Genomic DNA, 15,666 nt, shown 5'->3' with positions numbered 1-15,666 from the left:
TGATGGAGAGCCCACTCGCGAAATGCCGCAGCCATGTGCCACTCGTGACATCACCAGCCCGGGTGGGCAGGAAGGGATAGGAAAGATCGTGCGTAATCAGAAGGAAGGCAGCGGGGTGGTCGCGCCGCCGAGAATCTGCGGCTCGGCTGATGTCGAGTTGGCGCACCGGCTTATGCGGCGGCACCGGGGATGCCGGGTCGATCGGTGCGCGTGGAAGTGGGTCGCCTTCTACACCTTGGTACGGCGCGGCCGGATCGTGCCACAGGAGTCGAGCCCGCGTGAACGTGCTCACCGGCGCGGTATCGCGTTTCCCACCGACCACACCGGCCACCTGCCGCACGCCGACACCGCGCCGGAACTCTGGACGTTCCAGCAGGTTCTGGACGGATTGCACGAGCTCGCCGAGGACCTGCGCACCGGTTCCGGCGACGGCTGCCAGCGGTGAGCCGGGTGGGGATATGGGCCCTGCTGTCGAGCATCGTGACGGTATTCGCGGGATGTGGCGCTGTGCTGCTCGGCGTCGGGTGCGTGTGGCCGACCGATCAGCCGCGCCGATTCGCTCCTCGGCGCAAACCGACTCGCTCGCAGAGTCATTCGCGCCCGGTCCGGTGGCCGGAAGCGTGGACATGCGCCGCACCCGCCCAGCCGCTGACCGTCGCCGCAGCACACCACGCCATGCAGTTACACCGCGATCACGACTGCGCCAGAAAGCGCGCCGCATTCGCCGCGTTGGTCGCCGCCGGGCGCATCACGCCGGATTCCGCACGACAACACCGCCCATGGAGCAATCCCTCATGAATCGAACCGCAGCGGCCGCACCGGATCCGAACTCCGAGCGATTCCGCGACCTCACCGACCGCGCCACGCGAGCGGGCTATTTCCTGGTGCGCGATCCGGTGTCACCGCACGACTGGAAGCTGCTGGACGCCGAAAACGGTGACGACGTCATCTCCGCCGCGAATCTGGAGCAGATCGAGCAGTGGCTCCATTCCTGACCGCGCACGACCCGCCGCGTCGCCCCGGGCTGGGTAGCGCCTCGAAGTCGCCGCCAACGCAGCGGCCGGTGCGCACAGCACCTCGATGCCACCGGTGTGCGCTCCCAGCCGCGCCGCGGCCTGTGGCATTCGAGCCGTTCTGCCTCGGCGAGGCCCTGGGCGGCCACTGCGCGAGGCCCGATGGCGTCGGCTAGGGATTGATCGAGGGCTTCGAGCGCCGGTCAGCCGATCGGGCGTCAGCGCCGGGCGGCAGCAGCACAGAAGCAGGACCGCGCGCAGCGTCAGCGCGAGACGGCGGCGACCGGATCGCTAACGCTTCGGATCGGACAGGTCGGCTGGGCCCAGCGCCTTGCGTAGCGCCCCGGCCAGAGCTCGGAGTTCGTCCGGGCTGAGGCCGCTGAACCGGCGTTCGATCCCGGCCAGATAGTGCGGAGCCGCCTCCCGCAGCCGCTGCCGACCAGCCTCGGTGATGCTCACGAACGCTGAACGCCCGTCGTCCGGATTGGGCTCACGGCGCACCAAGCCGTGCGACTCCAGTTCGCCGACCAGGCGACTCACCCGCGTCCGACTCAGCACGACCCGTTCGCCGAGATCGCTCACCCGCAGCCCCTGCGGTCCGTCGAGTTCCAGAAGGACGTCGTACCAGGTCAGTGGCAGCGCGGTGGCGCGACGTAGTTCCGCGTCCAGCTCCGGCACCAGCTTGGCGTGTACCTGGAGCAGCGCGGACCACGCGCGGACGGCCGGGTGGGAACGGCTCACGGAATTCGGCACGAATCGAAGCATACCAGTTGCGTGCACACGCACACATATAATAGCGTGCGCACGCACATAAATTTCCCCTGAAGGAGGCACTGCCATGACCGAACTGATCACGCGCCAGGAACTCGCCGAGCAGATCGAGGCGGGTTCGGTGACCGTCATCGACGCGCTCGGCGCCGAGTACTACGCCAAAGCGCATCTTCCCGGCGCGCTCAACCTGGTCGAAGCCGACGTGGAAACCAAAGCCCCGCAACTCCTTCCGGCAAAGGACGCCGCGATCGTCACCTACTGCTCGAATGCCGCCTGCGCCAACAGCCAGCACGTGGCCACCAAGCTGGAGGCACTCGGCTACACCAACGTCCGGAAGTACCGTGAAGGCATCCAGGATTGGACCGATGCCGGACTTCCGGTCGAGAGCTGAACGCATCCGAGGGTGTCCGGCGGACGGATCCTTTCGGGCCGCCGGGCATCCGGTAGTCGGACCGCACGGATGGAACGCGGGCCTGACCGAGCGTAGAGCCGGACCGCGCTGCCGAGGGGTGGCTGGACAATGGACGAGGGTCGGTTCCATTGCCGCCGAGTTCATGTGGTGATCCGCTCGGATGCGGATTCCCCGCACCGGAGGCGTCGGGATCGAACTCCGTTAGCTGGGCCTGGCGCGCCAACTGGTGAAAACCGTTCAACCGGCAGAGCAGAGAGAACAACCATGACCGACCGCGTTCGTCCCTACCGGATCGATATCCCCGAGGCTGATCTGCGTGACCTGCGCGAACGGCTCCGTCGCACCCGGTGGCCGGAGCGTGAGCCGGTCACGGACTGGTCCCAAGGTGTGCCGCTGTCGTATCTGCGAGAGTTGTGCCGGTACTGGGCCGACGAATACGACTGGTCGGCCACCGAAGCGCGGCTGAACCGAATTCCGCAGATCGTCACCGAGATCGACAGCGTGCCGATACACGCGCTCCACGTTCGTTCTCCGTATCCGGAAGCCGTCCCGCTCGTCCTCACTCACGGCTGGCCCGGCTCGTTCCTGGAGTTCGAGCAAGTCCTCGGCCCGCTCACCGATCCGGCAGCGCACGGCGGCGATCCCGCCGACGCGTTCCACGTCGTCGCGCCGTCCCTGCCGGGCTACGGTTTCAGCGGTCGTCCCACCGAGCCGGGCTGGGGCATCCACCGCATCGCACATGCCTGGGCCGAGTTGACGACCCGGCTCGGCTACGAGAAGTTCATAGCCGCAGGCAGCGACTGGGGCAGCAGCATCTCCACCAGCATCGCGTTGCAGCAACCGCACAGACTGCTGGGCCTGCACCTCATCCCACCGCTGGCCGCACCCGAGCACAACGAAGCGCACCTCACCGAGGCCGAACGGCGGGCCCTCAGCGATCTCGAGGAACGCACCCGCACCGGATCCGCCTACTCGGCGGTCCACGCCACGCGCCCGCAAACTCTGGGTTATGGGTTACTGGACTCACCGGCCGCGCTGTGCGCGTGGATCATGGAAAAGGTCTGGGCCTGGAGCGACCACGAAGATGACCTCGACACCGTCTTGGACCGCGACCGGGTATTGGACAACGTGATGCTCTACTGGGTGACCGCGACCGGCGCTTCCTCCACTCGCCTCTACTGGGAGAGCATCACCGAAGTCACCGAGTGGTTCACCACCGCGGTCGGCGACCAGATCACAGTGCCGACCGCCGGCAGCGTGTTCCCCGCCGAGGTGCCCCGCCCGTCACAGCGCTGGGCAGCCAAGCGCTTCACCAACATCGTGCACTGGGGACAGCCCGCGCGCGGTGGTCATTTCGCCGCGTGGGAACAACCAGAACTGTTCGTCGCCGAGGCCCGCGCCGCTCGACGAGCTTGCCTTGCCGCTCAACGGTGATCGCTCACGGCGGGAGCGGTGACCATTCGCCCTGACGGGTGCCGTTCCGTCTCCGCGCCGCGGCGAAGCGCACGTGAGGCCGGCACGCGGCCGATCGGCGATACAGGCGGCTGATCGAGGCCGGGCTGGATCCGGCGGGGTCCGTGGTGTCGGCGCATCAGCGGATGCGCCGACACTGTTGCTTTCGGATTGCGGCGACACCGCGGCTGTCCGGTCGATCGCACCGGCCCCAGGCCGCCCGACGACGGCACGAGCGGCCGGCGACCCGGGCCGGCATCGCTGCGGGTCACACAACCGCCGGACAGCCCGACCGCCGACCCGAACCCGACTGTGCGGAATCCGCCGGTCAGCTCGCCAGGCAACCAGGGCCGAGCAGCGCCTTCAGGTCACCCATCAGCGCCGACGACGGTGAGACGCGCAGGCGTTCATCGAGTTTCAGCAGTGTGGTCTTGTCCCGGGCGCCGACGTGCCGGATATGGACATCCGACGTTCCGGGGTGCCTGGACAAGACTCGCTTGAGTTCGCCGATCTTGTCCGGTGTGCACATGCGGGTGGTGACGGTGACCGCGAGTGGCTTGGCCACGCCGACGGCGGAGAGGTCGGGCACGGCGAGATCATTGGCGATCAACGAGATCCGGTCGTCGCGGACCGAGACGCGCGCCTTGACCAGCACCACGGCGTCCTCGACGACGTCCATCCCGTACACCGAGTACGACTGCGGGAAGAACAGCACCTCGATGCCACCGGTGAGGTCTTCCAGCTGCGCCGAGGCCCAGGCCAGACCGTTCTTGTTGATGCGCCGGTTCACCGAGGCCAGGATGCCGCCGACGGTCACCTGAGTGCCGTCCTTGATGTCGCCTTCCAGGATGGCGGGAATCTGCGTGTCGGCCTGCGCGGCGAGCACGTGCTCGACGCCGTTGAGCGGATGCCCGGATACGTACAGCCCGAGCATCTCCCGCTCCAGCGCGAGCCGGTGCTTGGACTCCCACTCGTCCTCGGGCACCTTCACGTTGAACACCGAGGTCACCGACTCGTCCGCGTCCAAGCCGCCGAACAGGTCGAATTGACCCATCGCTTCGGCCTTCTTGGTGGCCATCACGGCATCGATGGCGTCCGAGTGGATCAGCATCAGACCCTTGCGCGGATGCCCGAGGGAGTCGAAACCGCCCGCCTTGATGAGCGATTCGGTGACCTTCTTGCTCGCGGCGATCGCGTCGATCTTGTTCAGGTAGTCGGAGAAGTCGGTGAACTTCGACTTCTCCTTGCGCGCCTGGATGATCGAGGCGACGACGTTCGCGCCGACGTTGCGCACCGCGCCGAGACCGAAGCGGATGTCCTTGCCGACCGAGGCGAAGTTCTGCTCGGACTCGTTGACGTCCGGCGGCAGCACGGTGATGCCGAGACGGCGGCAGTCGGACAGGTAGACCGCGGCCTTGTCCTTGTCGTCACCGACGGAGGTGAGCAGGCCCGCCATGTACTCGGCCGGATAGTTGGCCTTGAGGTAGGCGGTCCAGAACGAGACGAGGCCGTAGCCCGCGGCGTGCGACTTGTTGAACGCGTAGCCGGCGAACGGAAGGATGGTGTCCCACAGCGCCTTCACCGCGGCCTCGGAGAAGCCGTTGGCGGTCATGCCCTCGTGGAAGCCCTTGTATTCGGCCTCGAGCACCTCGAGCTTCTTCTTACCCATGGCCTTGCGCAGCGCGTCGGCCTTGCCCATCGAGTAGGAGGCGACCTTCTGCGCGATGAACATGATCTGCTCTTGGTAGACGATCAGGCCGTAGGTCTCGGCGAGGATGTCCTTGAGCGGCTCCTCCAGCTCCGGATGGATCGGCTTGATCGGCTGCCGCCCGTTCTTGCGGTCGGCGTAGTCGTTGTGCGCGTTCATGCCCATCGGGCCGGGCCGGTACAGCGCGAGCACGGCGACGATGTCGTTGAAGCCGGTCGGCTGCATGCGGCGCAGCAGGTCGCGCATGGGGCCGCCGTCGAGCTGGAAGACGCCGAGCGTGTCACCGCGCGAGAGCAATTCGTAGGTCGCGGGATCGTCCAGCGGCAGGTTGTCCATGTCCAGGTCGATGCCGCGGTTGGCCTTGATGTTGTCCAGCGCGTCACCGATAACGGTGAGGTTGCGCAGGCCGAGGAAGTCCATCTTCAGCAGGCCGATGGCCTCGCAGGACGGGTAGTCCCAGCCGGTGATGATCGCCCCGTCCTGGGGCCGCTTCCACACCGGGATCGCGTCCATCAACGGCTCGGAGGACATGATCACCGCGCAGGCGTGCACACCGGCGTTGCGGATCAGGCCCTCCAGACCGCGCGCGGTCTCGTAGATCTTGGCCACATCCGGGTTGCTGCCGATGAGCTCGCGGACCTCGGCTGCCTCCTTGTACCGCTCGTGATCGGGGTCCATGATGCCCGACAGCGGGATGTCCTTGGCCATGATCGGCGGCGGCAGCGCCTTGGAGATCTGGTCGGCGATGGCGAAACCGGGCTGGCCGAACTGGACGCGCGCGGAGTCCTTGATCGCGGCCTTGGTTTTAATCGTGCCGAAGGTGATCACCTGGGCGACGCGGTCGGTGCCCCACTTCTCGGTGGCGTAGCGGACCATCTCACCGCGGCGGCGATCGTCGAAGTCGATATCGATATCGGGCGCGGACGGGCGCTCCGGGTTGAGGAACCGCTCGAACAGCAGGCCGTGCGGCAGCGGGTCGATATTGGTGATGCCGAGCGCGTAGGCCACCAGCGAACCGGCCGCCGAACCACGGCCGGGACCGACCCGGATGCCGACCTCCCGCGCGTGCTTGACGAGGTCGCCGACGACGAGGAAGTAGGCGGGGAAGCCCTTCTGCTTGATGACGTCGAGTTCGAAGTAGGCGCGGGTGTAGTACTCCTCGGGCACGCCGCCGGGGAACCGGCGCGCCAGGCCACGGTCGACCTCTTTGCGCAACCAGGAATCCTGGTCCTCGCCCTCGGGCACCGGGAAGACCGGCATGCGGTCCTTGAAGGCCCACACGTCGTCGTAGGACTGGACCCGCTCGCCGATCAGCACCGTGTTGTCGCACGCGCCGGGCACCTCGGCTTCCCAGAGCGCGCGCATCTCCTCGGCGGACTTCAGGTAGTAGCCGTCACCGTCGAATTTGAACCGGGTGGGGTCCGACAGCGTCTTGCCGGTCTGCACACACAGCAACGCCTCGTGGTTGCTCGACTGGTCCTTGGTGACGTAGTGGCAGTCGTTCGTGGCCAGCGGCGGAATGCCCAGCTGCTTGCCGACGTTCAGCAACCCCTCACGCACCCGGCGCTCGATGGACAGGCCGTGGTCCATGACCTCGAGGAAGAAATTGTCCTTGCCGAAGATCTCCTGCCACTTCGCGGCGGCCTCCAGCGCCTCACGGTCGTGGCCGAGACGCAGGCGGGTCTGCACCTCGCCGGAGGGGCAGCCGGTCGTGGCGATGATGCCCTCGGCGTACTGGGCGATGATCTCCGCGTCCATGCGCGCCCACTTGCCGAGCTGCCCCTCGATGGAGGCCAGCGAGGAGAGCTTGAACAGGTTGCGCAGGCCGGTCGCGTTCTCGGCGACCATGGTCATGTGCGTGTAGGCGCCGGAGCCGGAGACGTCGTCGCCCTTCTGGCTCGGATCGCCCCACTGCACGCGCTTGGTGTCGAACCGCGAGGCGGGCGCGATGTAGGCCTCGATGCCGATGATCGGCTTGATGTCGTGCTTCTTGGCCGAGTTGTAGAACTCCGAGGCGCCGTACATGTTGCCGTGGTCGGTCATCCCGACCGCGTTCATCCCCAGCCGTTTCGCCTCCGTGAACAGTGGCGAGATCTTCGCCGCCCCATCGAGCATGGAGTACTCGGTGTGGTTGTGCAGATGGACGAACGATCCGGACGAGGCGGCCAAGACGGTCCTTCCTCCCAAGGTCTCGACGGGGGTTGGCTGGACCGATTCTAGGCGGGCGCACCGACTGGTTCGGAACGGCTCGCGGGCGCTCCTCGGGCACCCGGCGTGTCGGTGGGGAAGATCACCGGCGCGTCCTGGCGACTCGCCGTCTGAGCGGCCGATTTCCGCGAGTGTCGCGATCGTGCCGAATGCCGGAACACCCCGATGACTCGGCCCGTTCGGCCGACCGCCGTCTCGATCGCCTGGCGCGAGCGCCCGCGCTCGGTGGCCCGCCCCGTATTCACGCCCACGGCCGCCACCATGCCGCACACGATCTCCCGGCAAGCGGCACTGCGCCCCCGTTGCCGGAATCGGCCCGTTCGCGCAGGCACTGTCTGGATCGGATGCGCACCCGCGTCCGCACCACATGGCCGCCACCTGCCGCACGCGATCGGAGCACCGCGATAATCGGCCCATGAAGTCCCCGCGCCGCTGCCGGCCATGACCACCGCGCTGGCCGTCGTGGCCGCGGCCGCGTTGATCGCCGGTGCGTTGCTGATCTGGTCGCGCACCCGCAGAGTGGTGACCACCCCCGCCGAGCGGGCGGTGCATTCGGCGCTGCACACCGCGTCGCTGGCGGCGGTTCCGCTGCGGCGCGGGCTGACCGAGGAGTCCGCGCGGGAAGCCGCGCCCCATCTGCGCGCGCTCACCGGCGCCGAGGCGCTGGCGCTGGCCGACGCCGACGGCACGGTGCTCGCCTGGGACGGGCCGCACGCCGAACTGGCCGAGTACTTCGGCGAAGCCGCCGAACGCGCCGTCGCGGGCGAGCGTCCGGTGCTCGTGGCCGGACCCGGCCGCGGCGAACACGCCGGGCGCACGCTGATCGCGCAACCGTTGCTGATCGAATCGAACGGCGTGGCCGGTGTGCTGGGCGTCGTGAATACCGGGCAGCCGGGGCCGGGGCGGCTGGGTGCGGTCGCCGAAGTGGCGCGGTACGCCTGCGGGCAGCTCGAATTGGCCGAACTGGACGCGTCGCGGGCCCGGCTGGACCGGGCCGAGGTGCGCGCGCTGCGGGCGCAGATCAGCCCGCACTTCATCTACAACGCGCTGAACACCATCGCCTCGTTCGTCCGCACCGATCCGGCGCGGGCCCGCGAGCTGATCCTCGAGTTCGCCGACTTCACCCGCTACTCCTTCCGCGCCGCGGGCGAGTTCACGGTGCTGTCGGACGAGCTGCGCAACATCGAGCGCTACCTCGCGTTGGAACGCGCCCGCTTCGGCGACGCCCTCCAGGTCCGGCTGCGGATCGCGCCCGAGGTGCTCGGCGTGGTCCTCCCCTTCCTCGCGCTCCAGCCGCTGGTGGAGAACGCGGTGCGGCACGGACTGGCGGGCGCCGCCCACGGCGGCACCGTCAGCATCGTCGCCACCGACGCGGGCACCGACTGTGTGATCAGCGTCGAGGACGACGGCGTCGGCATGGACCCGAATCTCTTGCGCTCCGGCGCGCTGGACGCCGTCGACACCGGGACCGGCCCCGCGGGCTCCGGGGAGGCCGCGCACGTCGGACTGGCCAACGTCGACGACCGGTTGCGCGCGGCCTTCGGCGACGACTACGGCCTCGTCGTGGAAACCGCACCGGACGCGGGCACGAAGGTCAGCCTGCGGGTTCCGAAATTCCGCGCGGGCATCCGGCCGTGAAACCGGCGCGCGACGCGCCCTAAGCAGGACAGCTCGCGCCCACAACGCACATCGGGCCCGCACCAGCTCGTCGGTTCGGCCGCTGACCGCCGCAGCCAGGAATTCCTCCAACAACGCGAATCGGTGTCGATCGCCATGCTCACGCTCATGGAACGCTCACGGCCAAGGAACGCGTGGTGTACGTACTGCGTGAGGCCTTCGGCTACCCGCACCCACGAAACCGGCACACGCAACGCCCGGACGCAGGCACGAGACCACCCATGCAACGCCTCGAAGCACGGGCCCGTGCCCACCAGGCATCCCGGCTCGAACGCGGACGCACACGAGTAGGCAGCCTCACGCCGACGGCACCGGCTCGGCTGCCCAGCGCGAGCCCCTTACGATGGAGCGATTGTGACCCGCGTTACCGGCAAGCCGGCGGGCGCGCTGCGCGTGCTCGCCGTGGACGACGAGAAGCCCGCTCTGGACGAGCTGGTGTATCTGCTGCGCGCACGGGCCGAGATCGGGGAGATCCACGCGGCGGGCGATGCCACCAGCGCGTTGCGGGTGCTGCGCGCTCATCCCGTGGACGCGGTGTTTTTGGACATCAACATGCCCGGCCTGGACGGCATGGAGCTGGCGGGCATCCTGTCGGAGTTCGCCAATTCGCCCGCCGTGGTGTTCGTGACCGCCCACGACGACCGGGCGATCGCCGCATTCGATCTGGGCGCGGTGGACTACCTGCTCAAGCCGCTGCGCGAAGCGCGGCTCGCCGAGGCGGTGCGGCGGATCGCGGCGTCCCGCAGCGCGCCGCACCGGCCTGCCGCCGACGAGCGCGCCGATCCGAGCGAGGTCATCCCGGTGGAACTGGGCGGAGTGACCACGCTGGTACCGAGGTCGAGCGTGAGTTGGGTGGAAGCCGACGGGGATTACGCGCGGCTGCACACGAGCGCCGGATCGCATCTGGTGCGGATCCCGTTGTCGGCGTTGGAAGCACGCTGGCACGACGCGGGATTCCTGCGGGTGCACCGCTCGTATCTGGTGGCGTTGCGGCTGGTCACCGGGCTGCGCACGATAGGTTCCGGCACGGTGGTGTGCCTGCGGGCCGAGGGCGACGCGCAAGCGGTCGAACTGCCGGTGAGCCGAAGGCAGGTGCGTGAACTGAAACAGCGGCTGGTGCACAGGCCCCGGCAACACTGGGGCACTCAGTGACCGCGCCGCAGCGTCCGGCGCGCGAGCGCGTGGTGCTCTCCGAACGACGCGGCGCGCGGCGAGTGCGCACGAGAGTCGAGGTCGCCGAGCAGACGGAGTTCGGCGAGGCGCTCATCGGCGGCCTGATCCGCGCGCAACTCGGGCTCGCGCTGCGCGTGGGCCTGGTGACGATCGCGCTGCTGTGCGCGCTGCCCATACTGTTCGGCATCGGTTCGATCGGATCGTTCACGGTGCTCGGCATCCGGCTGCCCTGGCTGCTGCTCGGCGGCGCCGTGTACCCGCTGCTGTTCCTGATCGGCCGGACCTACGTGCGCCTGGCCGAACGCAACGAACAGGACTTCCTCGAACTGGCCGAGGACTGACGGTGCGACCGGCCCGAATGCCTGCCGCGGCGCGGACCACGGTATCGATGCGCTCCGGTCCGACGGGCTTCGTTCGTCGCTCGGCGTATCGGTGCACCTGGTCCGAGAACACGCGCGCCGCGTTCGAGATCGGTATGTCATGACCTCCGGCACGGCCCCCGCGCTGACGATCGCGGCGCTGATCCTCGCGGCCCTGGCGACCGTCGCGATCGGCGCGTACGGCGTGCGGCTCGCGCGCACCACCTCGGACTTCCTCGTCGCCTCCCGCAGCGTGGGGCCGCGCTGGAACGCGGCCGCGATCTCCGGCGAATACCTTTCGGCCGCCTCGTTTCTCGGGGTCGCCGGGTTGATCGCGAAATACGGCGCGGACGCGCTGTGGTACCCGGTCGGCTTCACCGCCGGATACCTGGCGCTGCTGCTGTTCGTCGCCGCGCCGCTGCGCCGCTCCGGCGCGTACACGGTGCCCGACTTCGCCGAATTCCGTTTGGGCTCGGTGCGTTTGCGCAGGCTCGCGGCCACCGTCGTGGTGCTCATCTGCGCGGTGTACCTGATCCCGCAATTCCAGGGAGCGGGACTCACGCTGCACATCCTGCTCGGGGTGCCGGACTGGGTGGGCGCGGTGGCGGTCGGCGCGATCGTGATCGCCAATGTGGTGGGTGGCGGGATGCGCTCGATCACCTTGGTCCAGGCGTTCCAGTATTGGTTGAAGCTGACCGCGGTGGCACTGCCCGCGCTGGTGCTGCTCGGGCACTTCCTCGCCGACCAACGGGAGCTCGGCGCGCCCGCACCGCCGGTGGTGTCCGAACGTACGACCGTCGACGTGACCACCGACGTGGTGGTGCGGGTCGGTGCACCGCAACAGGTTTCGATCACGGGAACCATCGACGAGCACGCCGTCGACGGCACGGTGCCGCTGACGCCCGGCACGCACGAACTGGCGGCGGGGACGCGATTGGTGCTCGAGGCCGGAGCGGCGGTGCCGGTGGTGGCCGGCGCCCCCGCCGACGGCGCGGGCTGGCTGACGCCGGGCGGCGGACTCGGCGGTCCGCATCCCAGCTACCAGGTCTATTCGCTGATCCTGGCGACCTTCCTCGGCACCATGGGCCTTCCGCACGTGCTGGTGCGCTTCTACACCAACCCCGACGGGCGGGCCGCGCGCACGACCGCGCTCGCGGTGATCGGCCTGGTCGGCCTCTTCTATCTGTTCCCCGTCCTACTGGGCGTTTTCGCCCGGCTGTACGTGCCGCAACTGCTGATCACCGGAACCTCCGACGCCGCGGTGGTGCTGCTGCCCGGGTCGGTGGTCGCGGGGCTGCCTGGTCAGCTGCTCGCGGCGCTGGCCGCGGCGGGCGCGATCGCCGCGTTCCTGTCCACGTCGTCGGGGCTGCTGGTGAGCATCGCGGGCGTGCTCAGCACCGACATGCTGCGCGGGCGCATCCGGGACTTCCGCACGGCCGCACTGGTCGCGGGCTCGGTACCGCTGGCGTTGTCGCTGACGGTGGTGTCGCTCGATCTGTCCCGCACCGTCGGCCTGGCCTTCGCCGTGGCCGCCTCCACGCTGTGCCCGCTGCTGGTCCTTGGCATCTGGTGGCGCGGGCTGACCGCGACGGGCGCGGCGGCCGGTCTGGTCGCGGGCGGGCTCGCGGCGGGCGCCGCGACCGCCGTCTCGGTCACCGGCGGCTTCTCCGACGACGTGGCGGGCGGCTGGCCCGCCGCGTTGCTGAGCTATCCCGCGGCGATCAGCGTGCCGCTGGCGTTCGCCACCATGGTGCTGGTGAGTTCGTTCACCCGTGGGCTCGGCGCGAGGACGGTGAGCCGGATCTTCGTCCGGATGCACGCGCCGGAGCGCTTGGGCATGGGCGCGGACCGCGAGCGCAGCCTGCGTTCGGACTGAGCGGGCTCGCGCCGACCGTTCGTCGCGCCGTACCGACCGCTCACCGCAGATTCGGACACCTTCGTGGAGTGACCCACACCACAGCCTACTGGTGGCCCCTATCCCTGGCTTACCGTCCTCGAGAAGTAAGCCACGTCACTTGGTAGGACCATCATGACCAGTACCGAACTCGACGACACCGCAGGGCGGCGAGCGCCGAGCGCAACAGAATTCGCCGAAGTCCAGGCGAGCCCCCAATTCCAGGAACTGCGAACGCGATTGCGCCGCTTCGTATTTCCGATGACCGCGCTGTTCCTGCTCTGGTACCTCGGTTATGTCCTGCTCGGCGCCTACGCGCACGACTTCATGAGCCGCCCCGTCTTCGGCGAGATCAACGCCGGATTGCTGCTCGGCCTCGGCCAATTCGTCTCCACCTTCGCCATCACCGCGCTGTACGTCCGGTTCGCCAACCGGGAACTGGATCCGCGCGCAGCGAAAATCCGCGGCTACCTCGAGGGAGACCGGGCATGAACACCGTGCACACCTACGCCGCGGCGGCGACGGTCGGCAACCCGGTCGCCAATATCGCCATCTTCGGCGTCTTCGTCGCGATCACGATGATCGTGGTGATCCGCGCCAGCCGGAACAACGCCACCGCCGCCGACTACTTCACCGGCGGGCGCGGCTTCTCCGGTCCGCAGAACGGCGTCGCCATCGCGGGCGACTACCTCTCGGCCGCCAGCTTCCTCGGCATCGCGGGCGCCATCGCGGTCTACGGCTACGACGGATTCCTCTACTCGATCGGATTCCTGGTCGCCTGGCTGGTCGCGTTGCTGCTGGTCGCCGAGATGCTCCGCAACACCGGCAAATTCACCATGGCCGATGTGCTGAGCTTCCGGCTGAAAGAAGGCCCGGTGCGCACCGCCGCGGCATTGTCCACGCTGACGGTGTCGCTGTTCTACCTGCTCGCGCAGATGGCGGGCGCGGGCGGGCTGGTCGCGCTGCTGCTGGATGTCACCGACAAGACCGGGCAGTCCATCGTGATCGCCGTCGTCGGCGTGCTGATGATCGTGTACGTCCTGGTCGGCGGCATGAAGGGCACCACATGGGTGCAGATCATCAAGGCCGTGCTGCTGATCGTGGGCGCGGCGCTGATGACCGTCATGGTCTTCGCCAAGTTCGGTTTCGACTTCTCCGAGATCCTCGGCTCCGCGCAGAAAGCGGTCTCCGGTTCGGCGAACAAGGCCGTCGCTGCACGCGACGTGCTCGCACCCGGCGCGCAGTACGGCGGCAGCGAGACCTCGAAGCTCAACTTCCTCTCGCTGGGCCTGGCGTTGGTGCTCGGCACCGCGGGCCTGCCGCACGTACTGATGCGCTTCTACACCGTGCCCACCGCCAAAGAGGCGCGACGCTCGGTGGTCTGGGCCATCGGCCTGATCGGCGCGTTCTACCTGTTCACCCTGGTCCTGGGCTACGGCGCGGCGGCGATCGTCGGGCCCGATCGCATCCTCGCGGCCGCGGGCGGGCAGAACTCGGCCGCGCCGCTGCTGGCCTTCGAACTCGGCGGCGTGGTGCTGCTCGGGGTGATCTCGGCGGTCGCCTTCGCCACCATCCTCGCGGTGGTCGCGGGCCTGACCATCACGGCGTCGGCGTCGTTCGCCCACGACATCTACGCGAATGTCATCAAGCGCGGGAAAGCCGGTGAGCGCGAACAGGTCCGGGTCTCCCGGATCACCGCCGTGGTGATCGGCATACTGGCCATCGCGCTGGGCATCCTGGCCAACGGCCAGAACGTCGCCTTCCTGGTGGCGCTGGCGTTCGCGGTCGCGGCGTCGGCGAACCTGCCGACCATCCTGTACTCGCTGTTCTGGCGGCGGTTCAACACCACCGGCGCGCTGTGGAGCATGTACGGCGGCCTGATCTCGACGATCGTGCTGATCGTGTTCTCCCCCGCGGTGTCCGGCAGCAAGACCGCCATGCTGCCCGGTTCGGACTTCGACTGGTTCCCGCTGTCCAACCCGGGCATCGTTTCCATCCCGTTGGCGTTCCTGCTCGGCATCATCGGCACCTTCGTGGGAGGCAAGACCGAGGACCCGGCCAAGGCCGCGGAGATGGAAGTCCGCTCGCTCACCGGCGTCGGCGCCGAGAAGGCGGTGGTGCACTGAGCACTGCCCGGCATTCCTCGTCCCCTCTGTTCTTTCGTTAGGAGATCTCGCGTGACCAGCGCAACCACCGATGACCGCGACACCACCGCCTACCCGCCCGCCGCGGAGTTCGCCGCCCAGGCGAACGCGAGCGAGGCGCTGTACGACCGGGCGCGGTCCGATCGGCTGGAGTTCTGGGCCGAACAGGCTCGCAGGCTGCACTGGGAGCAGCCGTGGACCCAGGTGCTGGACTGGAGCGAGGCTCCGGTGGCGAAATGGTTCGTCGGCGGCAAGCTCAACGTCGCCTACAACTGCGTGGACCGCCACGTCCTGGACGGACACGGCGACCAGGTCGCCATCCACTGGGAAGGCGAACCCGGCGACTCACGCGCCATCACCTACGAACAACTGCGGGACGAGGTCTGCCGGGCCGCCAACGCGTTCACCGAACTGGGCCTGGTCGCGGGCGACCGGGTGGCCATCTACATGCCGATGGTGCCCGAGGCCATCGTGTCCATGCTGGCCTGCGCTCGCCTCGGGCTGACCCACTCCGTCGTCTTCGCCGGATTCTCCCCCACCGCGTTGCGCCAGCGCGTCGACGACGCCGGGGCGCGCCTGGTGATCACCACCGACGGGCAGTGGCGACGCGGCACGGCAGCGCCGCTCAAGGCCGGGGTGGACGAGGCATTGGGTGACGGGCCATCGACCGTCGAGCATGTGCTGGTGGTGCGCCGCACCGGCATCGAAGTCCCCTGGACCGAAGGCCGCGACCTGTGGTGGCACGACACCGTCACCACCGCCGCACCCCACCACGAACCCCAACCCTTCGACGCCGAACACCCCCTGTTCATCCTCTACACCTCCGGCACCACCGGAAAACCCAAAGGCATCCTC

At 68.7% G+C, this 15,666-nt stretch carries 13 protein-coding genes; 11 read left to right on the top strand and 2 right to left on the bottom strand.

The features are described 5' to 3' along the window. Positions 1–88 precede the first annotated feature (88 nt). Together ACWESM_RS27755 and ACWESM_RS27750 are read left to right on the top strand one after the other, a co-directional pair. The gene (locus ACWESM_RS27755; RefSeq protein WP_364430589.1) at positions 89–445 is read left to right on the top strand and encodes a hypothetical protein; all 357 of its coding nucleotides are present in this window, start codon (positions 89–91) and stop codon (positions 443–445) included. Positions 446–794: 349 nt separating this feature from the next. Continuing rightward, a complete protein-coding gene (locus tag ACWESM_RS27750; RefSeq protein ID WP_364430592.1) occupies positions 795–995 on the top strand; it encodes a hypothetical protein in 201 nt (66 codons plus the stop codon). Between the two features lie 309 nt (positions 996–1,304). Here ACWESM_RS27750 and ACWESM_RS27745 read toward each other — a convergent pair whose 3' ends face one another. Continuing rightward, the gene (locus ACWESM_RS27745; protein WP_355078324.1) at positions 1,305–1,766 is read right to left on the bottom strand and encodes a MarR family winged helix-turn-helix transcriptional regulator; all 462 of its coding nucleotides are present in this window, start codon (positions 1,764–1,766) and stop codon (positions 1,305–1,307) included. Positions 1,767–1,851: 85 nt separating this feature from the next. On the opposite strand from ACWESM_RS27745, the gene ACWESM_RS27740 reads away from it, so the two are divergent. Continuing rightward, positions 1,852–2,175, top strand: coding sequence for a rhodanese-like domain-containing protein (locus tag ACWESM_RS27740; protein ID WP_356967711.1), 324 nt, complete (start codon positions 1,852–1,854; stop codon positions 2,173–2,175). A 285-nt stretch (positions 2,176–2,460) separates the two neighbouring features. Further along, a complete protein-coding gene (locus ACWESM_RS27735) occupies positions 2,461–3,630 on the top strand; it encodes an epoxide hydrolase family protein (protein ID WP_452494221.1) in 1,170 nt (389 codons plus the stop codon). Positions 3,631–3,976: 346 nt separating this feature from the next. Here ACWESM_RS27735 and dnaE read toward each other — a convergent pair whose 3' ends face one another. Beyond that, positions 3,977–7,525: a DNA polymerase III subunit alpha gene (gene dnaE, locus ACWESM_RS27730; RefSeq protein WP_355078332.1), complete on the bottom strand. Its 3,549-nt coding sequence runs from the start codon at positions 7,523–7,525 to the stop codon at positions 3,977–3,979. A 480-nt stretch (positions 7,526–8,005) separates the two neighbouring features. Here dnaE and ACWESM_RS27725 point away from each other — a divergent pair, with 480 nt between their 5' ends. The 7 genes from ACWESM_RS27725 to ACWESM_RS27695 form a co-directional block, all read left to right on the top strand. Continuing rightward, positions 8,006–9,202, top strand: coding sequence for a sensor histidine kinase (locus ACWESM_RS27725; RefSeq protein WP_452494219.1), 1,197 nt, complete (start codon positions 8,006–8,008; stop codon positions 9,200–9,202). A 393-nt stretch (positions 9,203–9,595) separates the two neighbouring features. Further along, on the top strand, positions 9,596–10,393 hold the full coding sequence (locus tag ACWESM_RS27720; RefSeq protein WP_452494217.1) for a LytR/AlgR family response regulator transcription factor: 798 nt from the start codon (positions 9,596–9,598) through the stop codon (positions 10,391–10,393). Next, positions 10,390–10,755, top strand: a complete 366-nt coding sequence (locus ACWESM_RS27715) for a hypothetical protein (RefSeq protein ID WP_355078335.1) — start codon at positions 10,390–10,392, stop codon at positions 10,753–10,755. Before ACWESM_RS27720 ends, ACWESM_RS27715 begins: the two co-directional genes overlap by 4 nt. Before the next feature lie 139 nt (positions 10,756–10,894). Next, positions 10,895–12,649, top strand: coding sequence for a sodium/solute symporter (locus tag ACWESM_RS27710; protein WP_452494215.1), 1,755 nt, complete (start codon positions 10,895–10,897; stop codon positions 12,647–12,649). Between the two features lie 153 nt (positions 12,650–12,802). Next, entirely contained in the window at positions 12,803–13,159 is a 357-nt protein-coding gene (locus ACWESM_RS27705) for a DUF485 domain-containing protein (RefSeq protein ID WP_452494213.1), read from the top strand. Further along, on the top strand, positions 13,156–14,793 hold the full coding sequence (locus ACWESM_RS27700; RefSeq protein WP_355078338.1) for a solute symporter family protein: 1,638 nt from the start codon (positions 13,156–13,158) through the stop codon (positions 14,791–14,793). Before ACWESM_RS27705 ends, ACWESM_RS27700 begins: the two co-directional genes overlap by 4 nt. Before the next feature lie 51 nt (positions 14,794–14,844). After that, the coding region (locus ACWESM_RS27695; RefSeq protein WP_452494211.1) for an AMP-binding protein at positions 14,845–15,666 on the top strand (822 nt) is incomplete at its 3' end.

Source organism: Nocardia sp. NPDC003999 (assembly GCF_053604885.1).
The sequence above is the reverse complement of the archived record's forward strand: the minus strand, read 5'-3'. Positions and strand labels throughout refer to the sequence as shown.

What these genes read in the sequence shown, in the direction of transcription:
- ACWESM_RS27750 (WP_364430592.1), top strand. Translation starts at nt 795, where the DNA reads ATGAATCGAACCGCAGCGGCCGCACCGGATCCGAACTCCGAGCGATTC.
- ACWESM_RS27740 (WP_356967711.1), top strand. Translation starts at nt 1,852, where the DNA reads ATGACCGAACTGATCACGCGCCAGGAACTCGCCGAGCAGATCGAGGCG.
- ACWESM_RS27735 (WP_452494221.1), top strand. Translation starts at nt 2,461, where the DNA reads ATGACCGACCGCGTTCGTCCCTACCGGATCGATATCCCCGAGGCTGAT.
- ACWESM_RS27725 (WP_452494219.1), top strand. Translation starts at nt 8,006, where the DNA reads ATGACCACCGCGCTGGCCGTCGTGGCCGCGGCCGCGTTGATCGCCGGT.
- ACWESM_RS27710 (WP_452494215.1), top strand. Translation starts at nt 10,895, where the DNA reads ATGACCTCCGGCACGGCCCCCGCGCTGACGATCGCGGCGCTGATCCTC.
- ACWESM_RS27705 (WP_452494213.1), top strand. Translation starts at nt 12,803, where the DNA reads ATGACCAGTACCGAACTCGACGACACCGCAGGGCGGCGAGCGCCGAGC.
- ACWESM_RS27700 (WP_355078338.1), top strand. Translation starts at nt 13,156, where the DNA reads ATGAACACCGTGCACACCTACGCCGCGGCGGCGACGGTCGGCAACCCG.